The 24684-nt window shown below is 68.7% G+C and carries 24 protein-coding genes; 13 read left to right on the top strand and 11 right to left on the bottom strand.

The window, feature by feature from the left end; translation table 11 throughout:
* Together E9934_RS10690 and E9934_RS10685 are read left to right on the top strand one after the other, a co-directional pair.
* The coding region (locus tag E9934_RS10690) for a HipA family kinase (RefSeq protein ID WP_136562860.1) at positions 1 to 770 on the top strand (770 nt) is incomplete at its 5' end.
* The gene (locus tag E9934_RS10685; RefSeq protein ID WP_136562859.1) at positions 767 to 1177 is read left to right on the top strand and encodes a DUF3037 domain-containing protein; all 411 of its coding nucleotides are present in this window, start codon (positions 767 to 769) and stop codon (positions 1175 to 1177) included. The genes E9934_RS10690 and E9934_RS10685, both read left to right, overlap by 4 nt.
* Here the strand turns inward: E9934_RS10685 and E9934_RS10680 are convergent.
* From E9934_RS10680 to E9934_RS10665, 3 genes are all read right to left on the bottom strand, one after another.
* The gene (locus E9934_RS10680) at positions 1174 to 1917 is read right to left on the bottom strand and encodes a sirohydrochlorin chelatase (protein WP_136562858.1); all 744 of its coding nucleotides are present in this window, start codon (positions 1915 to 1917) and stop codon (positions 1174 to 1176) included. The two genes, E9934_RS10685 and E9934_RS10680, sit on opposite strands and share 4 nt — an antisense overlap.
* 28 nt (positions 1918 to 1945) lie before the next feature.
* Positions 1946 to 2692, bottom strand: a complete 747-nt coding sequence (locus E9934_RS10675) for a phosphoadenylyl-sulfate reductase (RefSeq protein ID WP_136562857.1) — start codon at positions 2690 to 2692, stop codon at positions 1946 to 1948.
* Positions 2693 to 2888: 196 nt separating this feature from the next.
* Positions 2889 to 4604 (bottom strand): nitrite/sulfite reductase, encoded by a 1716-nt coding sequence (locus E9934_RS10665; RefSeq protein WP_136562855.1) that lies wholly within the window; start codon positions 4602 to 4604, stop codon positions 2889 to 2891.
* Positions 4605 to 4987: 383 nt separating this feature from the next.
* Here E9934_RS10665 and E9934_RS10660 point away from each other — a divergent pair, with 383 nt between their 5' ends.
* Entirely contained in the window at positions 4988 to 6448 is a 1461-nt protein-coding gene (locus tag E9934_RS10660) for a glycine hydroxymethyltransferase (RefSeq protein ID WP_136562854.1), read from the top strand.
* An 8-nt stretch (positions 6449 to 6456) separates the two neighbouring features.
* Here E9934_RS10660 and E9934_RS10655 read toward each other — a convergent pair whose 3' ends face one another.
* Both E9934_RS10655 and E9934_RS10650 read right to left on the bottom strand, forming a co-directional pair.
* On the bottom strand, positions 6457 to 7149 hold the full coding sequence (locus tag E9934_RS10655) for a response regulator (RefSeq protein WP_136562853.1): 693 nt from the start codon (positions 7147 to 7149) through the stop codon (positions 6457 to 6459).
* A complete protein-coding gene (locus tag E9934_RS10650; RefSeq protein WP_238694887.1) occupies positions 7146 to 8732 on the bottom strand; it encodes an ATP-binding protein in 1587 nt (528 codons plus the stop codon). Before E9934_RS10650 ends, E9934_RS10655 begins: the two co-directional genes overlap by 4 nt.
* 147 nt (positions 8733 to 8879) lie before the next feature.
* On the opposite strand from E9934_RS10650, the gene E9934_RS10645 reads away from it, so the two are divergent.
* The 5 genes from E9934_RS10645 (at position 8880) to E9934_RS10625 (ending at position 13669) form a co-directional block, all read left to right on the top strand.
* Complete coding sequence (locus tag E9934_RS10645) at positions 8880 to 10268, top strand: cation:dicarboxylate symporter family transporter (RefSeq protein WP_136562852.1); 1389 nt, start codon at positions 8880 to 8882, stop codon at positions 10266 to 10268.
* 80 nt (positions 10269 to 10348) lie between these two features.
* Positions 10349 to 11335: a YihY/virulence factor BrkB family protein gene (locus E9934_RS10640; RefSeq protein ID WP_136562851.1), complete on the top strand. Its 987-nt coding sequence runs from the start codon at positions 10349 to 10351 to the stop codon at positions 11333 to 11335.
* A 10-nt stretch (positions 11336 to 11345) separates the two neighbouring features.
* Positions 11346 to 12458, top strand: coding sequence for a potassium channel family protein (locus E9934_RS10635; protein WP_238694886.1), 1113 nt, complete (start codon positions 11346 to 11348; stop codon positions 12456 to 12458).
* A gap of 455 nt (positions 12459 to 12913) precedes the next feature.
* Positions 12914 to 13372, top strand: coding sequence for a hypothetical protein (locus E9934_RS10630; RefSeq protein ID WP_136562850.1), 459 nt, complete (start codon positions 12914 to 12916; stop codon positions 13370 to 13372).
* An 87-nt stretch (positions 13373 to 13459) separates the two neighbouring features.
* A complete protein-coding gene (locus E9934_RS10625) occupies positions 13460 to 13669 on the top strand; it encodes a hypothetical protein (RefSeq protein WP_136562849.1) in 210 nt (69 codons plus the stop codon).
* On the opposite strand, the gene E9934_RS10620 is transcribed toward E9934_RS10625, so the two are convergent.
* Complete coding sequence (locus E9934_RS10620) at positions 13660 to 14448, bottom strand: crotonase/enoyl-CoA hydratase family protein (protein ID WP_136562848.1); 789 nt, start codon at positions 14446 to 14448, stop codon at positions 13660 to 13662. The genes E9934_RS10625 and E9934_RS10620 overlap by 10 nt on opposite strands.
* 253 nt (positions 14449 to 14701) lie before the next feature.
* A complete protein-coding gene (locus tag E9934_RS10615) occupies positions 14702 to 14953 on the bottom strand; it encodes a hypothetical protein (protein ID WP_136562847.1) in 252 nt (83 codons plus the stop codon).
* A 50-nt stretch (positions 14954 to 15003) separates the two neighbouring features.
* Between E9934_RS10615 and E9934_RS10610 the strand changes: the two genes are divergently transcribed.
* Entirely contained in the window at positions 15004 to 16332 is a 1329-nt protein-coding gene (locus tag E9934_RS10610) for a tyrosine-type recombinase/integrase (RefSeq protein ID WP_477529282.1), read from the top strand.
* A gap of 74 nt (positions 16333 to 16406) precedes the next feature.
* Positions 16407 to 17024 carry a helix-turn-helix domain-containing protein gene (locus tag E9934_RS10605; RefSeq protein ID WP_056756837.1) on the top strand — a complete coding sequence of 206 codons (618 nt, stop codon included), beginning with the start codon at positions 16407 to 16409 and terminating at the stop codon, positions 17022 to 17024.
* Positions 17025 to 17124: 100 nt separating this feature from the next.
* Here the strand turns inward: E9934_RS10605 and E9934_RS10600 are convergent, their stop codons facing one another.
* The 3 genes from E9934_RS10600 to E9934_RS10590 are packed head-to-tail and all read right to left on the bottom strand — an operon-like array spanning position 17125 to position 21932.
* Complete coding sequence (locus E9934_RS10600) at positions 17125 to 17682, bottom strand: hypothetical protein (protein WP_056756832.1); 558 nt, start codon at positions 17680 to 17682, stop codon at positions 17125 to 17127.
* 33 nt (positions 17683 to 17715) lie between these two features.
* The gene (locus E9934_RS10595) at positions 17716 to 18927 is read right to left on the bottom strand and encodes a cytochrome P450 (protein WP_235536121.1); all 1212 of its coding nucleotides are present in this window, start codon (positions 18925 to 18927) and stop codon (positions 17716 to 17718) included.
* The gene (locus E9934_RS10590; protein WP_158294980.1) at positions 18924 to 21932 is read right to left on the bottom strand and encodes an MMPL family transporter; all 3009 of its coding nucleotides are present in this window, start codon (positions 21930 to 21932) and stop codon (positions 18924 to 18926) included. Before E9934_RS10590 ends, E9934_RS10595 begins: the two co-directional genes overlap by 4 nt.
* Before the next feature lie 77 nt (positions 21933 to 22009).
* On the opposite strand from E9934_RS10590, the gene E9934_RS10585 reads away from it, so the two are divergent.
* Positions 22010 to 22624: a TetR/AcrR family transcriptional regulator gene (locus E9934_RS10585; RefSeq protein ID WP_238694885.1), complete on the top strand. Its 615-nt coding sequence runs from the start codon at positions 22010 to 22012 to the stop codon at positions 22622 to 22624.
* A gap of 143 nt (positions 22625 to 22767) precedes the next feature.
* Complete coding sequence (locus E9934_RS10580; RefSeq protein WP_235536120.1) at positions 22768 to 23127, top strand: PaaI family thioesterase; 360 nt, start codon at positions 22768 to 22770, stop codon at positions 23125 to 23127.
* Positions 23128 to 23221: 94 nt separating this feature from the next.
* On the opposite strand, the gene E9934_RS10575 is transcribed toward E9934_RS10580, so the two are convergent.
* A complete protein-coding gene (locus E9934_RS10575) occupies positions 23222 to 24235 on the bottom strand; it encodes a helix-turn-helix transcriptional regulator (RefSeq protein WP_056756829.1) in 1014 nt (337 codons plus the stop codon).
* Positions 24236 to 24360: 125 nt separating this feature from the next.
* On the opposite strand from E9934_RS10575, the gene E9934_RS10570 reads away from it, so the two are divergent.
* On the top strand, positions 24361 to 24681 hold the full coding sequence (locus E9934_RS10570) for a 2Fe-2S iron-sulfur cluster-binding protein (RefSeq protein WP_056756828.1): 321 nt from the start codon (positions 24361 to 24363) through the stop codon (positions 24679 to 24681).
* The last annotated feature ends 3 nt before the right edge of the window (positions 24682 to 24684 follow it).

Here is a 24684-nt window from a genome sequence, read left to right as displayed (position 1 = left end):
CCCGCTACGTCACGCCGCTGCGCGAGGGCGGCAGCCTGCCGGGGATCGTGGAGGCGGAGGACCTCGGCACCTACGTGTGCAAGTTCCGCGGTGCCGGTCAGGGTCCGCGGGTGCTCGTCGCCGAGGTGGTCGTCGCGGGACTGGCCCGCCTGCTGGAGATCCCGACGCCCGACCAGGTGGTGCTGGACCTCGATCCGGAGATCGCCCGCTATGAGGCGGACGAGGAGGTCCAGGACCTCATCAACGCGAGTGCCGGGCCCAACCTGGGGATCGACTTCCTGCCGGGGTCGTTCGGCTACGACCCGACGACGATCCCCGACGGCGAGCTTGCGGGCCGGGTGCTGTGGCTGGACGCGTTCACCGCCAATGTCGACCGGAGCTGGCGCAACCCCAACCTGCTGGTGTGGCGCGGCACCCTGCAGGCCATCGACCACGGCGCATCGCTCTACTTCCATCACTCGTGGCCGGGGAGCCCCGGTGACCCGCAGCGCTTCGCGGTCCAGCCCTACGACATCTCCGAGCACATCCTGCGCTCGCACGTCGCTGCGGCGCGGGCCCAGGACGCTGCTCTGGTCGCCCGGCTCGACGACGCGGCGCTGGGGGAGGTGCTGGCCTCTGTCCCCGACGTCTGGCTCGAGCCGGTGCCGGGCGCTGCGACGGCGCAGGAGCTGCGCGATCGTTACGTGAGGTTCCTCGGCGCGCGGCGCGACAGCGCGGAGCGCACCCGCCCGTGGCTGCCGACGGACGCCGGCGACGGAGTCGGCCGATGAATCCCTACCAGTACGTCGCGCTGCGGTGCGTGCCCCGCGTGGAGCGCGAGGAGTTCGTCAACGTCGGCGTCGTGGTGCACTGCCCCGACGCGGAGTTCCTGGGCGTGCGCAGCGCCGTCGATGCGGACCGTCTGCGGGCCTTCTCGGCCGATCTCGACATCGATGCGGTGCGCGCCGCCCTGGCGGCGATCGAGCGGATCTGTGCGGGGAAGGCCCATGCCGCCTATGGCGCGGCACTCCGCGCGACGTCCTACGGCGTCCGTGAGGTCCGCGACGACCACGGCACCCGTTTCGGGCTGCTCAAGGCGCCGCGCAGCACGGTGCTCCAACCGGGCCCGGTCCACGGTGGCATCACCGCGGACCCGGACCGCACCCTCGAGCACCTGCTGGAGCAGCTGGTCCTCTAGACCGGGACGAGCTCGACGGCTCCGACGGCGTAGCGGGCGAGGATGGTGCGGGCGACCTCGGGGTGCGCGCCGAGTGGCTCGGACACGGCGATCGCCCCGGCTTCGAGCGCGAGCTCGGAGGCGCGGTCGACCAGGTGGCCGGGGGCGAGGAAGAGTGAGGCGACCGCGATGTGGCGGCGGCCCTGCGCCCGGAAGGCGCGCACGGCCTCGCCGGTGGCGGGCGGTGCGGCCGAGGCGTAGGCGGCGCTGACGGGCAGCTTGTGGTGGGCGCCCCAGAGCCGGGCGAGCCGGGCGACGGCCTGGTTGGCCAGCGGATCGGTGGTGCCGGCGGCGGCGAGGACGAGGGCGTCGAGCTCGCGGACCCGGTTGACGCTCAGCGCCTCGCGGAGCCGCTCGTCGAGCACCTCCAGGAAGCGCGGCTCGAGGCCGAGCACCTCCGTGGCGCGGATCCGCAGGCCGGGGTGCCGGGTGGTCGCCTCGGCGACGAGCTCAGGCACGTCGACCTTCGCGTGGAAGGCCTCGACGAGCAGCAGTGGTACGACGACGATCTCGTCGAAGCCGGCGCGCACCAGGCGGTCGACGACCGTGTGGAAGCCCGGCTTGGCGTGGTCGAGGAATGCCTTCTCGATCCGCAGGTCGGGTCGCAGTGCCTTGGTGGCGTCGACCAGCTGGGTGATCGTCTCGGCGGAGCGCTTGTCGCGGCTGCCGTGGGCCAGGGCGATGAGTGCGGGAGCAGTCATCACGTCCCCCCTTCCGTCGTACGGATCCTCATGAGTGGATGCCGCATTCGGTCTTGTTGGTGCCGGCCCACCGGCCACTGCGCGGGTCGTCGCCGGGGGCCACCCGGCGGGTGCACGGCGCGCAGCCGATGGACGGGTAGCCGTCATAGACCAGTGGATTGACGAGGACTCCGTTGTCCGCGATGTAGCGCTCGACCTGCTCGTCCGACCAACGAGCGATGGGCGAGACCTTGACCTTCTGCTTCTTGGCGTCCCAGCCGATGACCGGCGCGATGACCCGGTTGTGGGTCTCGGCGCGCCGCAGCCCGGTCGCCCAGGCGTCGTAGCCGGCGAGCGAGTCGGCGAGCGGCTTGACCTTGCGCAGGGCGCAGCACAGGTCGGGGTCGCGCTTGTAGAGCTCCGGACCGTAGGCCGCGTCCTGCTCGGCGACGGTCTGGACCGGGGTGATGCTGATCAGGTTGACGTTCATGGTGGCCTGGACGGCGTCACGGGTGCCGACGGTCTCCGCGAAGTGGTAGCCGGTGTCGAGGAAGACGACGTCGACGCCGGGCACGACCTTCTCGGCGAGGTGCGCCAGCACGGCGTCGCCCATGGAGGAGGTGATGCAGAAGCGCTCGCCGAACGTCGCGGCAGCCCACTCGATGATGTTCTCGGCGGGTGCGAGCTCCAGCTCGGCACCCCAGTGGGAGACGAGCTCGCGCAGCTCCTCGGGGGAGCGGCCGTCGGTGTGGGCGCCGCGGAAAGCGCGGGCGGCCCGGGTGGTGGCGGCAGTCATGAGGCACCTCCTTCAGGGGTGCGGGCGGACGGGGCGGTGAACCCCAGGTACTCGATCTTGAAAGAGCGCAGGCAGCCGCGGCATTCCCAGCCGCCGCTCTCCAGCGGCCACAGGTCGGTCTCCGCGCAATAGGGGCAGTGGAACGGTGACGCGCCCCGCGCGCCCCGCCCGCCCTGCGGCTCGACCGACTCGGACATCAGACCGATTCCAGCGTCTTCTCGCCGCGCAGCAGGCCCTCGTCGGCGCGGTGCACCCACTCGTCGAACGCCTCGCCGTCGTTGCGGTCGGCGAGGTAGTTGGTGACGACGGAGGTCACGTAGTCGTCGAGGTCGGCGCTGGTCACCTTGTGGGCGCGCAGCTTGCGACCGAAGTTGGTCCGCAGGCCGGTCGCGCCGCCGAGGTGCACCTGGAAGCCCTCGACCTGCTCACCGTCGGAGAGCACCATCTGGCCCTTCAGGCCGATGTCGGCGACCTGGGTGCGGGCGCAGGCGTTGGGGCAGCCGTTGACGTTGATCGTGATCGGCGTGTCCAGGTCGGGGAACCGCTTCTCGAGCTCGACGGTCAGGGCGCGGGCGCGCTCCTTGGTGTCGACGAGAGCGAGCTTGCAGAACTCGATGCCGGTGCAGGCCATCGTGTTCTGGCGCCAGTTGGACGGACGCGCGGTGAGGCCGATGCCGTCCAGTTGCTCGAGGAGCGCCTCGACCTTGTCACCGTCGACGCCGATCAGCACGATCTTCTGGTACGCCGTGAGGCGGGCGCCCTGCACGCCGTACTCGTCCATCAGGTCGGCCAGCTGGACCAGCGCCGTGCCGGACACGCGGCCTGCCGACGGGGCGAGACCGACGTAGAACCGGCCGTCCTTCTGCTCGTGGACACCGATGTGGTCGCGGTGGCCGACGGGCGCGGCGGGCGACTCGAGGGTGTCGAGCTTCTTGCCCAGGTACTCGTTCTCGAGGACCTCGCGGAACTTCTCGACGCCCCAGTCGGCGACCAGGAACTTGAGGCGGGCGCGCGAGCGCAGGCGACGGTAGCCGTAGTCGCGGAAGATGCCGGCGACGCCGGCCCACACGTCGGGGACCTCGTCGAGTGGGATCCACACACCGAGCTTCTGCGCGGCCATCGGGTTGGTGGACAGCCCGCCGCCGACCCACACGTCGAAGCCGGCGCCGTGCTCGGGGTGCACCGAGGCGACGAAGGAGACGTCGTTGGTCTCCGGCGACACGTCCATGCTGGGGTGGCCGGTCAGCGCGGTCTTGAACTTCCGCGGGAAGTTCGAGAAGTCCTTGTTGCCGATGTAGAGGCGCTCGATCTCCTCCAGGGCCGAGGTGCCGTCGATGATCTCGTCCTTGGCCACGCCGGCGACGGGGGAGCCCAGGAACGGGCGGGGCGAGTCGCCGCAGGCCTCCAGCGAGTGCAGGCCGACCGCCTCGAGGCGCTCCCAGATCGCCGGTACGTCCTCGATCTGGATCCAGTGGTACTGGATGTTCTCGCGGTCCGTGACGTCCGCGGTGTCGCGGGCGTAGTCGACGCCGATGGTGCCGAGCGTGCGGACCGCAGCGGGGGACAGCAGCTTGCCGTCGGAGCGGACCCGCAGCATGAAGTAGCGGTCGTCGAGCTCCTCCTCCTCGAGCGCAGCCGTCTGGTTGCCGAGGATGCCGGGCCGGCGCTGGGTGTAGAGACCCATCCAGCGGAACCGACCGCGGAGGTCGGCGGGGTCGATCGAGTCGAAGCCCCGCTTGGAGTAGACGTAGAGGATCCGGTCCCGCACGTTGAGCGGGTCGTCGTCCTTCTTGGACTGCTCGTTCTTGTTGAGCGGCTCGGTGTAGCCGAGGGCCCACTGGCCCTCCGCGCGCTTGGGGCGCGGGATCTCGGTGAGCTTGGCTCGCTCGGGCTTGAAGCGCAGATCGGGCATGCGGGCGGGAGGTCCTTCGCTGATGGGCGCGCCCGTCGATGTCAGGCGCGCGGCTCGGGGATGGCGGTCGGCGTGATCAGCGGGGCCAACACATCATGCTGCGCGTGCGCCCGAAGTCCACGTGGCGTCGAACCACGAGGTGCGCATGGGTGGCAGCAGTGACCATGTCAACGAGTCTCATCCTTCGGACGCGTCGTCACCAAATCGGAATCTCATGACGTGGACAGCCGTCCCGAACTGTGGACATCTACCGGTGGGTACGGCGTGCCGCGGGAGGTGCCTGCGATGCACGTCACACCGTGGGAGGCCTCGCCAACCATGCCCCGCCCCTGCGCTCGTCACCCTTTCGGGCGCGAGGGGTCCGCGCCACTACGCTGTGGCCCATGAGCGAGCAGTCCCTCCCGGCCCCCAGTGGTGAACTCGTCAGCAGCGCCTACCGCCAGGCGCTCGAGGTGATCGCGTCGGTCGAGCCGCGCATCGCCGACGCGACCCGGCAGGAGCTCGCCGACCAGCGGGCGTCGCTCAAGCTGATCGCCAGTGAGAACTACGCCTCGCCGGCCGTGCTCCTCACCATGGGCACCTGGTTCAGCGACAAGTACGCCGAGGGCACCGTCGGGCACCGCTTCTACGCCGGCTGCCAGAACGTCGACACCGTCGAGTCGCTCGCCGCCGAGCATGCCAAGGAGCTGTTCGGCGCCGAGTACGCCTATGTGCAGCCCCATTCCGGCATCGACGCCAACCTCACGGCGTACTGGGCGATCCTGGCCCACCGTGTCGAGGGCCCCTGGCTCAAGGACGCCGGCGTCAAGAACATGAACGACCTCACCGAGGCCGACTGGGAGAAGCTGCGCCACGAGCTCGGCAACCAGCGGCTCCTGGGCATGAGCCTCGACGCCGGTGGCCACCTGACCCACGGCTTCCGCCCCAACATCAGCGGCAAGATGTTCCACCAGAACCAGTACGGCACGGATCCCGAGACCGGGCTGCTGGACTACGACGCACTGCGCGCCAAGGCCAAGGAGTTCAAGCCGCTGATCCTGGTCGCCGGCTACTCCGCCTACCCGCGCCGGGTCAACTTCGCCAAGATGCGCGAGATCGCCGACGAGGTCGGCGCCACGCTGATGGTCGACATGGCGCACTTCGCGGGCCTGGTCGCCGGCAAGGTGTTCACCGGCGACGAGGACCCGATCCCGCACGCCCACGTCGTCACCAGCACCTCGCACAAGTCCCTGCGCGGCCCGCGCGGCGGCTTCATCCTTGCCACCGAGGAATATGCCCCGAGTGTCGACCGCGGCTGCCCGATGGTCCTCGGCGGCCCGCTCTCGCACGTCATGGCCGCCAAGGCCGTCGCCTTCGCCGAGGCCCGCACGCCCGCCTTCCAGTCCTACGCCCAGTCGATCGCCGACAACGCCAAGTCCCTGGCGGAGGGCCTGCAGAAGCGCGGCACCAAGCTGGTCACCGACGGCACGGACAACCACATCGTCCTGCTCGACGTGTCCTCCTACGGCTTGACCGGGCGTCAGGCCGAGTCCGCGCTCCTCGATGCCGGCGTCGTCACCAACCGCAACTCCGTCCCGTCCGACCCCAACGGTGCCTGGTACACCTCCGGCATCCGGATCGGCACCCCGGCGCTGACCAGCCGTGGCTTCGGCGGCGACGAGTTCGACACCGTCGCGGACCTGATCGTCCACGTCCTGCAGAACACCGAGGCCGGCACCACGGCAGCGGGTGCGCCGTCGAAGGCGTCGTACGTCCTGGGCGAGGGTGTGGCCGACAAGATCCGCGCCGCGTCGGCCGAGCTGCTCGACAAGCACCCGCTCTACCCCGGCCTCGACCTGTCCTGATCGCGCGATCAGCACCAGCGGTAGCTGACCTCCGGTCGGCCGCCGCTGGCGCCGTAGCGCACCCCGCGGGCGGCCAGGCCCTGGTCGGCGAGGTGCTCGAGATAGCGGCGGGCGGTCACCCGTGAGGTGCCGACCACCTCGGCCAGCTCGCTGGCGGACCGGTCGCCGGCGGCGTCGCGCAGTGCTGCGGTGACGTTGCGCAGCGTCTCCGCGCTCATGCCCTTGGGCAGTGGCGCGGTGCCGATGGGTCGCAGCGCGCCGAACAGCTGGTCGACCTCGTCCTGGACGACCTCGTCGGGCGCGGCGTCCATCCGGGAGCGGTAGTCGGCGTACTGCTCCAGCTTGGAGCGGAAGGTGGCGAACGTGAAGGGCTTGAGGATGTACTGCACCACGCCCTGACCGACCGCCCTCCGGACGATCTCGGTGTCCCGGGCCGCGGTGACGGCGATGACGTCGCACAGGTGGCCGGCGCCGCGGAGGGCGGCCAGCAGCCCGAGCCCGTGCCCGTCGGGCAGGTTCATGTCGAGCAGCACCAGGCCGACGGGCTGCTGGCGCTCCCGTGCGGCATCGAGCTCGCGGACGGCGTCACGGGCGGAGTGGGCCACGGCAGCGACCTCGAAGCCGGGCACGCGGGCGACGTAGGCCGCGTGGGCCTCCGCGGCGAGTGCCTCGTCCTCGACGACGAGCACGCGCACGGTCATGGTGCGGCCGTCCGCATCGTGACGGTGAACCGGGCGCCGCCGAGGGGGGAGCGCCCGACCTGGACCTCGCCGCCATGACGGCGGGCGAGCTGGACGACGAGGGCCAGTCCGAGGCCGCGACCCGTGCCCGGCTCCGCCTTGGTCGTCCACCCGCGGTTCAGCGCGCGCGTCGCCGCATCCTCGTCGAGGCCGGGGCCCGAGTCGTCGACGGTGATCCGCAGCTGTCCGACCTCGCGGGCGAGGTGCACGCGGACCTGCCGGCTCGGGGCGCCGGCCAGGGCGTCGTAGGCGTTGTCCAGCAGGTTGCCGAGGACGGTGACGAGGTCACGCGAGGCGATGCCGTCCACGGCCGGCAGCGCTCCCTCGATCCGCAGCTCGACGCCCAGCTCGGCCGCCTCCGCGGACTTGCCGAGCAGGACCGCGGCGACGACCGGGTCGTCCACCGCGTCGACGACCTGGTCGGTCAGCAGCTGGGCGACCTGCAGCTCGTCGGTCGCGAAGGCGACGGCGTCCGCCGGCCTGCCCATCTCGATCAGCGACACCACCGTGTGCAGCCGGTTGGCCGCCTCGTGGTTCTGCGATCGAAGGGACTCCGTCAGGCGGCGGACGACCTCGAGCTCACCGGTCACCGACCGCAGTTCGGTGTGGTCGCGCAGCGTGACCACCGCGCCGACCTCCCGCCCTTCCCATCGCGCGGGGGCGGAGGACACGACGAGGAGGCGCTCACCCGCGAGGTAGAGATCGTCGGACTCGGCCGTGCGGCCACGCGCCGCGGCGACCAGGCCCGGCGCGAGCCCCAGACCCTCGACCGGGCGGCCGAGGACGTCGTCGGGCAGGTCCAGCAACCGACGCGCCTCGTCGTTGACGAGCTGGACGCGCCCCTCGCCGTCGAGCAGGAGCAGGCCCTCCCGCACGGAGTGCAGGACGGCCGAGTAGTACTCGTACATCCGCGCGAGCTCCTGCTCACCCATCCCGTGGGTCACCCGGTGCAACCGCCGGCCCAGGAGCCAGGCGCCGGCGAGACCGAGGCCCAGGATCAGCACGCCGCAGAGCACGACGACGGTGATGTCGCGGCGCAGCCCGCGGTTGATGTCGCTGACCGTGATCCCGACCGAGACCAGGGCGACGACCTCGCCGTCGCGCTGCACGGGCACCACGGACCGGACCGAGGGACCGAGCGTCCCGGTGTACTCCTGGGTGAAGACCTCGCCGTCCGGCGCCCGGCCGAGGTCACCGACGAACCGCTGCCCGATCTGGTCCGGGTCGGGATGGGTGAAGCGGATCCGGTCGAGGTCCATCACCACGACGAAGTCGGTGTCCGTGTCGCGGCGGACCTCCTCGGTCCACGGCTGCAGCAGCGCAGTGGGGTCGGGGGAGGCGAGCGCGGTCCGGACCGTCGGGGCGTCCGCGACGGTCTGGGCGACGGCCACCGCGCGCTGGGTCGCCCGACTGCGTGAGTCCCGCCGGGCGTCGTACGACGCCATCAGGATGCCGGTGACGACGAGCATCAGGACCGTGCCGACCTGCAGGAGCAGCACCTGTCGAGCGACCGGCCGGTCGCGGAGCAGGCGGAGGCGGGGCACCTCGCCATTCTGGCCCACCGGCGGCGCGGCCCTGTGACCTGCGCCACGAACACAACGAACACAACGGTGACCGTCGTCACCTCCGGCGCGAGGCTGGGGGCCGGCCCGGAAGCACGGCCTGACCACCAGCCCGAACGGGGAGACACCATGAGCACGACCAGCACTTCCGCGCCGAGCCGCCACGGCTCCCGCGCGACCCACTACCTCTACATCGCGGTGATCGTCGCGGTGGTCCTCGGCATCGGCACCGGGTTGCTGTTCCCGAGTGTCGCTGTCGAGCTCAAGCCGCTGGGTGAGGGCTTCATCAACCTCATCAAGATGATGATCCAGCCGATCATCTTCTGCACGATCGTGCTCGGCGTCGGCTCCGTCGCCAGCGCCGCGAAGGTCGGCCGGGTCGGCGGCATGGCGCTCGTCTACTTCCTCGTGATGTCGACGGTGGCGCTCGCGATCGGCATGGTGGTCGGCAACCTGCTCCACCCCGGCGAGGGCCTGAACATCACCGCCGAGGCCGCCGCGACCGCCCAGGACAAGGCAGCCGAGGGGCACGGCGACACGGTGGCGTTCCTGCTCGGAATCATCCCGACGTCGCTGTTCAGCGCCTTCACGAGCGGCAGCGTCCTCCAGACGCTTTTCGTCGCCCTGCTGGTCGGCTTCGCCCTGCAGCGCATGGGCGCGGTCGGAGCCCCGGTCCTCGTCGTCGTCGGCCACCTCCAGCGCCTGGTCTTCCGGCTGCTCGCGATGATCATGTGGGCAGCGCCCGTCGGGGCCTTCGGCGCCATGGCGGCCGTGACCGGCCAGGGCGGGGTGGACGCGCTGAGGAGCCTCGCAGTGCTGATGATCGGCTTCTACGTCACCTGCTTCGCGTTCGTCTTCGTCGTCCTCGGCGCACTGCTCAAGGTCGCGACCGGCATCAACATCTTCGCGCTGCTGCGCTACCTCGGCCGTGAGTTCCTGCTGATCCTTGCCACGTCCTCGTCGGAGTCGGCGCTGCCCCGCGCGATCGCCAAGCTCGAGCACGCCGGCGTCGACAGGACCACGGTGGGCGTCGTCGTGCCGACCGGCTACTCGTTCAACCTGGACGGCACCGCGATCTACCTGACCATGGCGGCGATCTTCATCGCCGAGGCGGTCGGCACGCCGCTCGCCCTCGGTGAGCAGGTCTCGCTGCTGCTCTTCATGATGATCGCCGCCAAGGGCGCCGCCGGCGTGACCGGCTCCGGGATGGCCGTCCTCGCTGGCGGACTTCAGTCGCACCGCCCCGAGCTCGTCGACGGCGTCGGCCTCATCGTCGGCATCGACCGGTTCATGTCCGAGGCCCGCGCCCTGACGAACTTCGCTGGCAACGCCGTCGGCACGGTGCTGATCGGCCACTGGACGGGCGGTCTGGACCGCGACCGGCTGGACCGGGTGCTCTCCGGGGCCGAGCCGTTCGACGAGTCCACGATGCTCGACGAGCCCGACGCCGAGGTCCCGGCGCCGGCGGACGCGGCCGAGGGCGAGCGGAGCGAGGAGCGGGTGCCGCAGTCGGTCTGACGACCGGTCGGCCGTCCTTCGGGCGCCGACCCCGGCCCGGTCACCCGGGACCCGGGGCCGGCGCCCGATAGCGTGGCGCCATGGTCGACGACACGGGGAGCGAGCCCGGGCCGTCGTACCTCCAGCGCGGATGGGGGCGGCTGCCGCGCCGCGTGCGCCAGGTGCTCCACCTGTGCTGGCGCCTCATCGTGACGACGGTGAGCTCCTGCCTGAAGTACCGCGTCACCGGACTCGCTGCGGAGGGCGCCTTCTTCGCGGTCGTCTCCGTGCCGCCGCTGATCTTCGCGCTCGCGGGCGGTATCGGCTACGTGACGATCCACTTCACGGCCGCCCAGATCGAGGAGGTACGGCGCGCGGTCGTCGACCTGTTCTCGACGTTCCTCACCGACACGGCGGTCAACAAGGTGATCGTGCCGACGATGAACGACGTGCTGCAGGGTGGCCGGTTCGACGTCATCTCGCTGGGCTTCGTGCTCGCGCTGTGGTCCGGCTCGCGGGCCCTCAACGTGTTCGTCGACACCATCACGATCATGCACGGCCTGGGCGGGCACCGGGGGATCGTCAAGACGCGGGCGCTGTCGTTCGTGCTCTACATCCTCGCCGTGATCACCGGCGCGATCACGCTCCCCCTGATGGTCGCCGGCCCCAAGCTCGTACGCACCTGGCTGCCCAACCGGGCCGAGTTCCTGACGACCTTCTACTGGCCCGTGGTGGTCGTCATCTGCATCTGCTTCCTCGCAACGCTCTATCACGTCTCGGTGCCGGTCCGGACCAGCTGGAGCTTCAACCTGCCCGGGGCGACGTTCTCGCTGCTGAGCTGGATCGGCGGCTCCTACCTGCTCCGCTGGGTCCTGACCGTCACCGCCCAGGACTCGCACTCGATCTACGGACCGCTGGCGGCGCCGATCGCCATCCTGGTCTGGCTCTACATCGCGGCGTTGGCGGTCCTCATCGGCGCCGGCGTCAACGCGGCCTTCGACGAGGTCTTCCCGCAGGAGGCCACGCAGCGGGCACGCCGGGAGCTGGTGAACCGCCTCCTGCGCCGTCCGGCGGAGCGGGTGGAGTAGGTTCGCCGGCGTGGAGGACGTGCCGGCAGGCCCGGGAAACAGCCCCTCGGTGGGCCGGATCGCTCTCCCCGAGCGCGCCCGCTCGCCCTGGTGGGAGCTGGGGCGCCGGCTGCTGCTGGCGCTGGGGATCCTCGTGGGCACCGTGCTGCTGGTCTATCTCGACCGCGAAGGCTACCGCGACACCGGCGATGCGACCGCCGAGGACCCCTTCGGGACGATCTCGCTGGTCGCCGCGATCTACTACACCACTGTCACGCTCTCGACGACCGGCTACGGCGACATCTCGCCGGTCAGCGACGGCGCGCGGTTGATCAACGCCTTCATCATCACGCCGGCCCGCATCGGCTTCCTGGTCCTGTTGATCGGCACCACGCTCGAGGTCCTCGCCGCCCGCGGCCGGGAGCTCTTCCGCATCGCCCGTTGGAGGAAGAACATGGGACACCACGTGGTGGTCATCGGCTACGGCACCAAGGGCCGCAGCGCCGTGGACACGCTCGTCAACAACGGGCTGGACCGCGACCACGTCGTGGTCGTCGACCCGAGTCCCGTCGCGCTCGCCGACGCCCACGCCGATCAGCTCGCCGTCGTGTCGGGCGACGCCACGCGCAGGGGAGTGCTGCAGCGCGCGGGCGTGGCCGGCGCCGACCAGGTGATCATCACCACCGGCCGCGACGACTCCAACGTGCTCGCCGCCCTGACCGTGCGCCAGCTCAATCCCGACGCGTGGATCGTGGCGTCGGTCAGCGAGCAGGAGAACGCACCGCTGATGAGGCAGTCAGGGGCGGACTCGGTCATCACCTCCTCCGACGCCGTGGGACGCCTGCTCGGCCTGTCGACCCTGTCGCCGACGCTCGGCACGGTCATGGAGGACCTGTTGACCTATGGCGAGGGCCTCGAGGTCGCCGAGCGCGAGCTGCTCGTCAACGAGGTCGGCATGCCCCCTCAGTCCCTGCCGGACCAGGTCATCGCGGTGGTCCGTGACGACAAGGTCTATCGCTACTTCGACCCGGTCGTCACCCTGCTCGCCCGGGGTGACCGGCTCATCGTGGTCCGCCCGGCCAAGGAGCTCCCCTGGGCGCCGCGGCCCGGTACCCACAACGAGGACCGGGCCGACCAGGACTGAGCCGACGGGGACGAGCCGACGGGGACTGAGCCGATCGCTCGGCAAGCCCGGCCCGGGACACCCGCACGGGTGGATGGTCCCGACGGACTACCGCTCCGCGCCCCGATCGTGCAGACCTGCTGCGGCGTCGACTTTTTGCCGCGTGGGAGGGCGACAACGACCTCGTGGAGGGGGCAGGCTTTGCTCCATGGGGAGGGAATACGGACCTTGGGTCAGGCACGACTGGTGCCCCAGTTGCTACAAGCGGACCGAGCAGACCAGGTGGCACCTACGGCTGATCGACCATCCGCATGCCGCCGACGAGCACCGGGTGCGCTGCAACGAGTGCGCCACCGAGATGCCGGTGGCCAACTGACGCTGGTCCGCACCGCCGGCTGACGCTCGTTCGCAGTCGGCAGGGTTGTCATCCCCGCAACGGGTACTGCCTCGTCGTACCCGACAGCGAGGAGGAGCCCATGACCCGCGCCGCCACTGCCCACGACCTCAACCACGACCTCAAGGACCTGAGGGCCGATGTGAAGACCTTGGCCGAGGACTTGAGGGGCGTGCTCGCACCGAAGGTCGAGTCGGTCCTGTCGACCGTTGCGGAGAAGGCGCCGCCCGCCATCGAGCAGGGCCGGGCGCTCGCGGCAGAGCGCGCGACGCGCCTCGGCGAGGCGCTCGCCGACCGCATCCCGGACGACGTCGTCGACCGACTCCCGGCCACCGTGGCCGACCAACTCCCCAAGAAGCGCAAGCGCGGTCGCAAGATCCTGTTGCTCGGCCTCGTCGCCGCCGGCGGCGCCGCCTTCGCCGCTGCTCGTCGCAGCAGCGCCACGCCACCGAGCAGGCCGGCCCCCGCGCCCACGGCTGCGCCCACCCCGGCGCCCAGCCCGGAGGGGACGACGACCGAGGCCGGAGGCCCGCCGGCCTGACCTCGCCGGCTCAGCGCCCGACAGGGGCCGTCTCCCGAGGGAGACGGCCCCTGTTCCGTATTCGAACACGTGTTCTATCGTTGGCTCATGGCGGGAGTCCGGCACGTGTGGGTCCGGCCGGAGTTCGTCCCGATCGAGCTTCCCGGCCTGCTCCTCGAGTGGCGCAACGACGAGCATGGCTGGCGCGGCCTGGTCAGCTATGCCGAGCGTGACGGACGGATCGTCACCCAGTGGCTCCCCGCCGCCAACCTGCGGCCGGTCAAGTCGTCGCCGAGGACCGGATCCGCCTACGGCTGAGGATCGACCGCGTGCTCGTCGAACCGTCCGTGGCGCCCCGCTCCCGAGGCGAAACGGGTCACGCCCTCGACCATGCCGTCGGAGATCGAGGTCATCCCGCGCTCCCACTCGTTGGCGATCGCGGCGTCCAGGTCCAATGACGCCTGCTCGTGGGTCGAGAGCCGGTCCTGCCGCAGGCAGGTCTGGGGGAATGCCGCGATCGACTCGGCCAGGGCGATCGCCTCTTCCAGGGCCTGCCCGGGCGCGCTGATCCGGTTGGCCAGTCCCATGGCGTGCGCCTCGACGGCCCCGACCTCTCGCCCGGTCAGGATGAGATCCAGCGCGTGGGACTGGCCGATGAGGCGGGGGAGTCGGATGGTGCCCCCGTCGATCAGCGGCACGCCCCAGCGACGGCAGAACACCCCGAAGCTCGCCTCGGGGTCCGCGACCCGCAGGTCTGCCCACACTGCGAGCTCCAGGCCGCCGGCGACGGCGTACCCCTCGACGGCTGCGATCACCGGCTTGCTCAGCAGCATCCGGGTCGGCCCCATCCCGGCCGGCCCTTCTCCCGGGGCGCCGATGACGACGTCGCCGCGGGAGACGGCCTTGAGGTCGGCGCCCGCGCAGAACGTGCCGCCGCGCCCGTGGAGGACCGCGACGCTTGCGCTGTCGTCCTGGTCGAACGCGGTGAAGGCTGCGGTCAGTTGTGCCGCATGTTCGGAGTCGACGGCGTTGCGCGCCTCTGCTCGGTCCAGGGCGACGATCGTCACCGGTCCCTGCTTCTCGACGACGACAGCCACATCAGCTCCTGGTGCTCAGCGTCCGGACAACTGGTCCAGACCAGTGGGTTCGATTTCCTATCGGTTTCCTGTGGATGTCGCGATTCTCTACCGCCGAGACAGGTCAGACCAGTAGCGTTGACCCCGGTTCCCCAACCATTCGTGTCCGGCGTACCCCACATCCGCCGGACACTCCGGGCGCCCCGGCCTGCCTTCGGCACGCCGGGGCGTTCGTGGTTGTGGAGCCCGACCTTGCCGGCGCGGCGCCCTCGCCTCAGCCGCAGCGCGGACTGGCCGCGACCGTGCTCGCCTCTTGCCCGGAGAATCCGTCCGCGAGCAGGTCGATCAGGCCGGGAACGTCCTCCGTGGCGAGCTGCAGGCTGCCGGTGCACACATTGTCGCGCCACAGCGAGAACACCACGACGTCGGCCTCGGAGTGCCAGCTGACGCGCATCGTCCGACCGTCACCGCGGGCATCCAGGTACGCCGCGCCGGTGCGCGGGATCGGGGGATGCTCGCGACCCATCGCCCCATCATGCGCCGCTCGTCCTCGCCTGTCACGAGAACGAGCGGGAGATGCGAAAGACCCCCGCACCGCGTTGCCGCAGGTCGGGGGCCTCTTCGTGCTGGTGGGCGATACTGGGTTTGAATCTTGTTTCACGGGATGCGGCGATACTGGACATTAGTGGACAAAACGCCCCTGACCTGCGGAAACAGGATCCAGTATCGCTTTTGCATCTGGACAGAAATGCACGGGTTTTGCCATCCTTGTTGCACGTTGTTGCACGAAAATGGGGAGTGGGCATGCCACGCAGGCGCGGGTTCGGAGCGATCAGGAAGCTTCCAAGCAAGCGCTATCAGGCGTCTTACCTCGGTCCCGACCTAGTCCGGCACAAGGCATCGGTGACATTCGAGACGGCTGAGGATGCCGAGGCGTGGCTCGCCGATCGGCGTCGCGAGATCAACAACGAGGACTGGACGCCGCCTAGGACGACTAAGCCACTCACGTTCGGGGAGCACGCCGAGCGCTGGCTCACGCATCGTCAGTTGAAGCCGCGCACTCGCTATCACTATCGCCAGATTCTCGACGCGCGGATCTTGCCGACGTTCGGCGACGTCGCCCTGAAGCACGTGACTGCCGATCTGATCGACGATTGGCACTACCGGATGGGGGAGGCGACCCCGACCGCCACTGCACATGCCTATGGCCTGCTCAGGACGATCCTGGGCGACGCCGTGCAACGTCGTCTGATCGACTTCAATCCCTGTCACATTCGCGGCGCGGCCAACACGAAACGCGTCAAGCAGATCACCCCTGCGACCCTGGCTGAGCTCGAGGCACTGACGAAGGCGATGCCTGAGCGCTACCGGCTGATGATCCTGCTCGCGTCATGGTGCGGACTCCGCTTCGGAGAGATCACCGAACTACGCCGCCACGACTTCGACGTGATCAACGGCGTCGTCAAGATCCGCCGAGCCGTGGTCCGCGTGAAGGGCGAGTCCATCATCGGCACGCCGAAGTCAGACGCGGGCACGCGCGACGTCTCGATTCCACCGCACCTTCTCCCCGTCGTGAAGGCGCACCTGAGCGACAACATCACCGGAGGCCGCGATGGCCTCCTGTTCCCTGCCGCTGGCGACCCAACGAAGCACCTGGCGCCCGCCACCCTCTACAGGGTCTTCTACAAGGCCCGGGAGGCCGCCGGTCGACCTGATCTCCGGTTCCACGATCTTCGCCACACCGGAGCGGTCCTGGCTGCCAGCACTGGCGCAACCCTGGCCGAACTGATGTCCCGCCTCGGACACTCCACTGCCGGCGCAGCGTTGCGCTATCAGCACGCGGCCGAGAACCGCGACAAGGTCATAGCCGAAGCCCTGTCGAGCCTGGCCACGAAGGACCTCTGACCGATCGCTGAGGAGCTTGGTTGCATCGATGCGAGGGAAGCCGTTACCGAGTTAGATAATGGTAGAATCCGGGCATGGGACAGCCACTCGACCGCGACAGCGCCGAGGTCATCACCCTCCTGCGAGACGCGGTGACCATCAGCGGCCTTTCCCAAGCCGGTTTCGCCCGGGCACTGGGGACCTCGGCGCCGCGGCTCTCGACCTACCTCACCGGCGACACCCGACCCTTCGCCCAGTTCCTCATCCGCGCCCAGCGGCTCGGTCGTGCTCTCGGCGCCGCGAAAGCCCGTGGGTTGATGTCGGCGCCTGCCACCGCTGCTGCGATGCGGGGCTACTTCCTCGCCGGCGAAAGGGAGTGGATCTGGCGGATGCTCCTCCAGGGCCGCGACCACCTCAACGCGATCGTCGGCGAACAAGACGACACACTGCGCCAGATCCTCCTCGATTCATGGGCGGCCGAGCCCGCCTCGGTCGGATCGGCCGAGTGGGATGCATTGCTGGCTGCGGTCGTCGCTCACGAACTCGAGTCGGCAGGACTCGACGCGCCGGCCTGGTCGATCCGCTCATCGCTGCCCACGCCGTGGACACCCGAGCACCCGTTCCTCACCCCGGACCGGGTCCGCGCACAGACGCCTGACTGGCTGAGCCGCCGGAACATCTACGTCCCGGCGCGGGACCTGGTGACGGCGTGAACGCGCCAACCCCGGCCGCTCCTAGGCTCGATTAGGGCCCGCCGCGCGGATCAGTGGCTTCGGCGAATGACATTGGCCCGACTCCCCAGGAACTTGGACACTAGGTATCGGAGAGCGGTGAGGTCGAGGCGCGGCCGATGATCGCGTCCTTGAGTCTGATGAGAAACCCTCGTTCGTGCGGGTCCCGGGCCGTGCTGCGCTCGAGCTGGTTGCGGCGGCGTGCCTCCAGCTCCATTCGATGGCCGACGCGGGCGGCGGGTTCGTCGAACCCGCTGGCCAGGCCGGCGGCGATGGCCATGGCTGCCCAGTCGTTGCGGGCGGTCATGCGGACGGCTTCGGCAATGGTCTCGGTCGGTGGGTTCTCCGTCAGTTCGTCGATCACCATTCGCACGCCCCAGTAGATCCAGGTGGCGTGGCGCCATGCCTCGATGACGGCTTCCTCGCGATCCTCGGGTTCATCGGACAGTCCGCGTTCCAGCGATGCGATCAGGCGTGTGTGCCAACGTAGAAGGAGTGCGCTTGCAAGGTCCTCGATGCCGTCGAAGAAGTTGTCGATACCCTCGATGTCGGTAGGGATCTGCCCGTCTCGTCGGGCAAGCGTGGTGTCGATGACCGCGTGCAGGACGCTGGCGCGACTCGGTTTGGGCTCGGCCTTCATCGGTACCTCCTTCGCTGTCGTTGATTGGGTCCGTTACTGCACGGGAAGTGATGCGTAGCCGCGGATGGGGCCGGAGTGAAGTCGTTTGGCGGCGGGTAAATCGGCGAACCACTTGAAGGACGTGTGGTTGAGCAAGGCGTGAAGAGCGATCCGTGTCTCCATGCGGGCGAGGGCGGCTCCGAGGCAGAAGTGAGGTCCTCGCCCGAAGGCGACTTGGCGTCCCGGCTCGCGTTCGACCTGGAACTCGTCGGGGTTGGCGAACGCTCGATGATCACGGTTGGCGGAGCCGAAGAGGAGCAGGGCTGTCTGCCCGGAGTGGAGCGTCTCGCCGTGGAGGGTGATGTCACGGGTCAGGGTCCGCGAGAGTCCTTGAACGGGGGAGTCGTAGCGCAGCAGTTCTTCGATTGCCGAGGCCAGGACCGCAGGCTCGTGTGCCATCCGGGCTCGGTCCTGGGGACGGGTTGTGAGGATGGCCATGCTGTTGGCAAGGAGGTTCGTCGTGGTCTCGTGGCCGGCCACCAGGAGCAGCAGGCAGAACCCCAACACCTCGTCGTCAGTGAGTCTTTCGCCCTCGACCTCGGCATGGACCAGATCGGAGATCAGGTCTCTCCTGGGTGTGCGGCGTCTTTCGGCGAGGAAGCCGGCGAAGTACTCGTAGAGCGACGCGGCTGCGGCAAGACCATCGCGCGCTCCGTGGATCGGGTTCGCTTGCACGAGGGTCGATGACCATGCCCGGAACTGTTCGCGGTCGTCGGCGGGAACCCCGACCAGTTCGGCGATCACGATCGCAGGCAAGGGTCCCGCGAAATCGGAGACGAAGTCCCATGGGCCCGGGTTGATCTGCCCGAGAAGGTGGTCAGTGGTCTGCCGGATTGAGGTCTCCATCGAAGCAATGCGTCGCGGCGTGAAGGCCCGACTGACGAGGGCGCGCAGCTGGGCGTGCCGTGGTGGGTCGGTCATGATCAGCATCGGTAGGAAGAGGTCCGACTGATCGACGCCGGGTGGCGACGGGAAGATCCCCTTGGCCGAAGAGAAGGTCTCTGGAGCGGCGAGAGCCGCGGAGACGTCGTCGTAACGGCTCAGGACCCAAGTGTTGGCGTCCTCGGCCCAGTACGCCGGGGCCTCGTCTCGCAACTGCTCGTAGACCGGGTACGGGTCCTGTTGGACCTGTGGGTCGAACGGGTCGTAGATCCTGACGGGTTGGCTCATCCTGAGGTGTCCCTTCTGCTCTCGATCGGCGATCACGCGGACTCGCTGGCCTCACCAGTGCCGGGTCGCGTGGGCCACCAGTTGTGCTCCTCGAGCAGGGCGGCGCACGCGGGGACAACGAGGGTGCGGACAACGAATGTGTCGAGGAGGAGTCCGACTGCGACGGCGAATCCGGTTTGAGCCAGTCCGTGCACGGACGAGCCGATCAGCGCGACGAAGGCACTGGCGAAGATGACGCCGGCCGAGGTGATGACGGGGCCGGTGGCGGTGACGGCATCAGCAACGTCGCGTCGGCTGAGGCTCAGGCCTCCTTCTCGCATCCGGCTCATCAGCAGGATGTTGTAGTCGGCGCCGACGGCGACCAAGAGGACGAACGTGATGACGGGCACGTTGAACTCGATGTTCTGCCCCATGAGGTGTTGCCAGAACAAGGTGGTCAGGCCGAGTGCCGCGCCGCAGGACAAGATCACCGAGGCCAGCAGGTAGACGGGAGCGATCAGTGACCTGAGGGTGAGGATCAGGATGAGTAACACGATGAGAAGGACCAGTCCGACCACGAAACGGGTGTCGTGGTCGAGGTAGTCCTGGAGGTCTGCTCCCAGCCCGCCGGCTCCTGTCGCGAGCAGGTCGGCGTCAGCCAGGGTCGTGCCGCGGATGGCTCGTGCTGCGGCATCGCGGGTGACGGTGTAGCGGTCGACGCCATCGACGCTGAGCGGGTCGGTCTCGCCGCTGATCTGGATCCGGGCGACCCGACCGTCGGCGCTGAGGAACGTTGTGCGGGCCAGCGCGAAGTCCCGGTTCTCGAGCGCGCTGGCGGGGAGGTAGAACCCGCCGGCATCCGCAGTGTTGGCTTGTGCGCCCACGTCGGAGAGGTAGGTGCCTGCCTGGTCGAGTCCGTCGGTGAGTCGGGAGGTCTCGTCTGCGAGCTGATTGATGCCCGGGCTCAGCGCACTGGTTCCTGCGGCGAGCTCTTCGGTCCCTGTCGCGAGTTGGAGGAGCTTGGTCCGGAAGACCTTCTGCCCGTCGGCGAGTTGTCCGCTGCCCTTCTCTGCGCGGACCAGGCCGCCGTGGAGCTTGCGGAGTCCGTCGGCGAGGGTGCTTTGTCCATTCGCGATGCTCAGGGCGGCGTCAGCAGCTTCCTGGAGGCCGCCGAGGAGCTGTTCGTCCTGGGCATCGACGATCTGCTTGAGTCCCTTTCTCGCCTTATTGCAGACCGGGTCGACACCGCACAGGAGGTCCTTGGCAAGCGCCTGCTCGATCGCCTTGAGTCCCTCGACCCCGAGGGTGGCCTTGTCATGCGCGCTCTGAAGCCCACGGGCGAGCTGGAGTGCGCCCTCGGCGAGGTCGCCTGCGCCAGACGCAGCGGTATCGGTGTTGTCTGCGGCAGTCTCCAGCCCTTCGTTGAGTTCGGTCAGGCCGGTGACGAACTGGTCGACGCCGTCCACGGCCTGCACGCTGCCGTCGGCCAACTTGTTGGCGCCTCGGTCCAGCTCGGCGGCTCCGTCGCTGAGTTCGATCAGGCCGGGTTGTGCCTTGGTGAGCTTGCGGTCCGCCTTGTTCAACTGCTTTGCCAGGGTGGTGAGCTGCTTGCTGATCTGTGCTTGCGACAACGGCTCGCCGCTGGGCTGGGTGATGCTGCGTACCGAGGTCACCCCCGGGACCTTGGCGATGGCACGGCTCAGGGTGTTGAGGCTGGCCAGGTCCTTCGGGTTGCGCATGTCGCGTTGCGCCGTGACCAAGATGTAGTCGGGCAGAGTCTCGTTGGGTGCGAAGTGCTTGGTCAGTGCAGCGTTTCCGATGTTGCTCGGCGTGTCTGAGGGCTGAGCTGCCCGGGTGTTGAACGACAGCGTCATCGTGGGCAGGAACGCTGCCAGGATTCCCAGGAACAGGACACTGCCGACGAGCACCCGAGCGGGTCGTGCTGCGACGAGCGTGCCGACCCTGCTCCACAGGGACTCGGGGCGGATCGCCGGCGCAGGTCCGATCCGGGTGCCGGTCCAGGCAATGAGGACGGGAGTGAGGGTGAGGGTGGCCGCCAGGGACACTGCGACCGCGATCGCCATCCCCGGACCGGTGGTGGAGAAGATGCCGAGCTTGGCCGCGATCAACGTGCTCGCGCCCAGAATCACCGTGGCAGCGGAGGCGACCAGCGCGGTCCCGATCCGCGTCGTGGCCGTCTGGATCGCCGTCGCCACCTGGCCGGTGTCACGGTACTCGTCCCGGAACCGGCTGATCAGGAACACCGAGTAGTCAGTGCCAGCACCGAGCACGATGGCCATCACGAACGCCGAGGTGTACGACGACAGTGCGAGCCCCGACTCACCGAGGATCGACAGCACGCCCCGTGTGCAGACCAGGGCCACCCCGATAGTGACCAGCGGAATCCTCACGGTGACCAGTCGCCGATAGATCAGCGCCAGGATCAGCACCAGCAAGCCGACGCTGATGAGGTGGATCCTGTCCGAGGCCTCCTCGACCGCCGTGGTCAGGTCAGCCACCGTCGCCGGGTCGCCCGTGATGTGGACCTTCGTGCCCGGGGCAGTGCCCGCGTCATCGACAATGCCGCGTAGGAGCGCCACATCCTCGTTCGACCGCGGCGACCCGATAGGGGCCTTCAACCCGACTGGGATGTAGGTGGCGCGGCCGTCCTTGCTGGTCAACACAGTCCGCAACTGAGGTTGCTCCAGATAGTCCTGGACCTCGACCACCTCATCCGGATGGGCATCGAGCCCGGCCACGAGACGCCGATAGGTGGCCCCGTCGGCCTTGCTCAGCCCGTCGTCGTTGACCAGGACGATGAACGCGTAGGCCTCCGCCTTTCCCGTGCCGAACGCAGAACCCATCGCGTCCAGGCCACGCACGCTCGGCGCCCCGTCAGGCAGGAATGCGGTCGTGCCTCGTTCGACAACGTCTTCAAGGCTCGGCGGAACGACGACCAGAACTGCACTCAGTGCCAGCCAGATGGCGACAGTGAGCGCAGGGAACTTCAGGGCCGTGCTCGACAGCCACGTGACCGGGTTCCCGCGAACAGGCGCTGGCATGGGCCGATCTCCTTGGCATCTAATGTTGGAATCCGATTCCAACACAAAATTCTGCAAAAACATAGGATGATCGCGTCATGGGAGGACCGATGAAGCCACTGCCGGTACAACTAGCCAGCAAGATCTACGCAGCCTCGGAACTGATCGCGGAGCGAGGACTGGACGACACCAAGATCGAGGACATCGCAGAAGTCACCGGGATACCCGTCTCCACGCTCTACTACCACTTCAGAGGGAAGGCCGAAATTCTCGCGTTCCTGCTCAACGACCTGCTGACGGCCATCGCAGCTGAGGTCGGTGTCGCGGTCGAGAGTCAAGGGACCGCGCGGGAACGCCTGACGCGAGTGATCCGTGCCCAGCTGAGCGTGATGCTCCAGAACCCGGCTTCGTGCCGAGCCCTGGTCGGCGATCTCGGTCGCGCAACCCGCCTCCCTCAACTCGCCGGTGCCCTCAGTGCAGCCTTCTACCAACCCGTCGAACAGCTGCTCCGTGACGGCGCCGACGACGGTTCGCTGCTGCCGTCGGAGGACACGATGTCCGACGCGGTCATGATCTTCGGCGCGGTCACGGTCGCTGGGTTGATGGAGGCAGTGGTCGGAAGTCAACGGCCGATGGAAAGCATCGCCGACGCCGTAGCGCGACTCCTCTTCGACGGACTGGCGCCACGCACATTCGATGAGACCCACGCGTAATGGGTGAGAACACCTTCGACCACCTGCTCGCCGGATGGCGACAAGACCCAGACGTCTCCCGCGGAGTCGGGGCGACCCTGCCATCGCACCACAGCCACTGTCTCGGGTGCGGCGCGGAGAACCCACATGGCCACCACCTGGTCGTGACCCGCAACGCCCCCGACACGGTGGTTGCCACCCACACCTTTGACGCTCGCCACGTGGGTGCACCCGGCATCGCGCACGGTGGCGCAGTGGCCACTGTCTTCGACGATCTCTTCGGATTCCTGCTGTACTCCATCGGAGACCTCGCCGTTACCCGCAAGCTCGACGTCGAGTACCTGAGCCCGGTGCTGCTGGGCCTCGAATACACGCTTCAAGCCAGCATCGCGGAACGTGCTGGACGCAAGATTCACATGGCCGCCACCCTCCAGGCCTCCGACGGTGCCTTGGTCGCGAGGTCGGGTGCCCTCTTCGTCACCGTTGACTTCGAGCACTTCAAGGGTCCGGGACGACCGTCCTGACCGATGGCAGCGATCGGCACCGCCAACCGCAATGAACCGACCTTCCCCGCCGCTGCCGTGTTCGACATCAGCGTGCCCGTCCGGAAGGTCTCAGCTACCAACTGTGACTGGATTCTCGAAACTGCCTCGGAGACTGACCAGTCCACCTCTTGAAGGCGTGCGAGAAGTTGGTGAGGTCGCTGTACCCGAGCTCGACCGCGATCTCGCTGATCGACATGGATCGGTCGAGCAGGCGTAGCGTGGCGCGCTCCAGCAATGACGTCTCGAGCAGGTCGCGGAATGTGGTGCCCTCTTCCTGGAGGCGCCGCTTGAGGGTGCTGGCAGACATCGACAGCTCATCGGCGACCGTCTGGCACGTCTTCAGTTCAAGAGCCTCGTCCAGGGAGATCCGTACCCTGCTCGAGTAGGACGTCGGCCCGATCCTGTGCTCGAGGGACTCCCGGAGATCGGCAATCGCGAGGCGATATGCAACCGGGTCGGAGAACCGACAGACCTCATTCAGCGTCTCCGTGGGCACGTGGAGGAATGTCATCGGAGACTTGAAGACCAGGTGCCCGTCCAGTGAGGCTTCGTGCTGAGTCACGGACGCGGGCGCTGGCCAACTGGTGTGCAGTCTGACGGTCGACCCGTCGCCGACGAGCATCTGGATCAATCTCCGCAGTGCCGAGCCGCAGTAGGTAACGAGCAGACAATCCAGATCCGGATCGCCGATATGACCCGTGAGCCCGACTGTGAGGCCCTCGTCGTTCGGGTGGAACCGTGTGGTGACGGCTGTCGTGATCAAGGGCAGGTAGGTGAGAAGTTCCATGATCTCGGCCACGGATCCTGCGCTGATCAAGGGGAGACTCAAAGGGCCGAACGAGGTCAGTTGAGCCTGTTCTGCGAACGTGTGGCCGAGTTCGGTGGCGTGGTGGGCATCGAGCGTGGGGTAGACCTCCCGGAACCACCGCACTGGGATCTGCCCGTCGTGCTGCAGCAAGGTCGCCTCGGTGACGCCCTCACGGGCCATGATGGCGCGGAACCGTGCCACAGCGCCCGCTCCAAGTGCCTGGCTCTCGAGCAGCTGCGCGAATGCCGTGTAGGGCACTCCCGCTTCATTGAGGTTCATCGAACCCGCTTCCCTGAGCCGAACTCACAACTAACTGGCCCGGGCGAACATAGCCACGACCGGCGTCCGCGGCAAGAGTTGACCCAAGGCCTTGTGCCCTCCCTACGACGCATCAGGAGTTGATCATGGCAGTGGTGATGTTCGTGTCGCACGACGGCGAGACGCACACGGCGTCCTTGGACGCGGGGCAGTCGTTGATGCAGGTCGCGACCAACAACGCGGTGCCCGGCGTCGACGGCGACTGCGGTGGGGAAGCTGCCTGCGGAACCTGTCACGTCATTGTCGACCCTCAGTGGTCCGAGCGGGTCGGGCTCTCCGGCCCCGATGAGGAGCAGATGCTCGCGATGAACCCCGAGCGTGAACCGACCTCCCGACTGTCGTGCCAAATGGCGGTCTGTGACGCATGGGACGGGCTGACCGTCCGACTCCCCGAATTCCAGATGTGACCA

Source organism: Nocardioides caeni, assembly GCF_004912195.1.
Classification (GTDB): Bacteria; Actinomycetota; Actinomycetes; order Propionibacteriales; family Nocardioidaceae; genus Nocardioides; species Nocardioides caeni.
The sequence above is the reverse complement of the archived record's forward strand: the minus strand, read 5'-3'. Positions and strand labels throughout refer to the sequence as shown.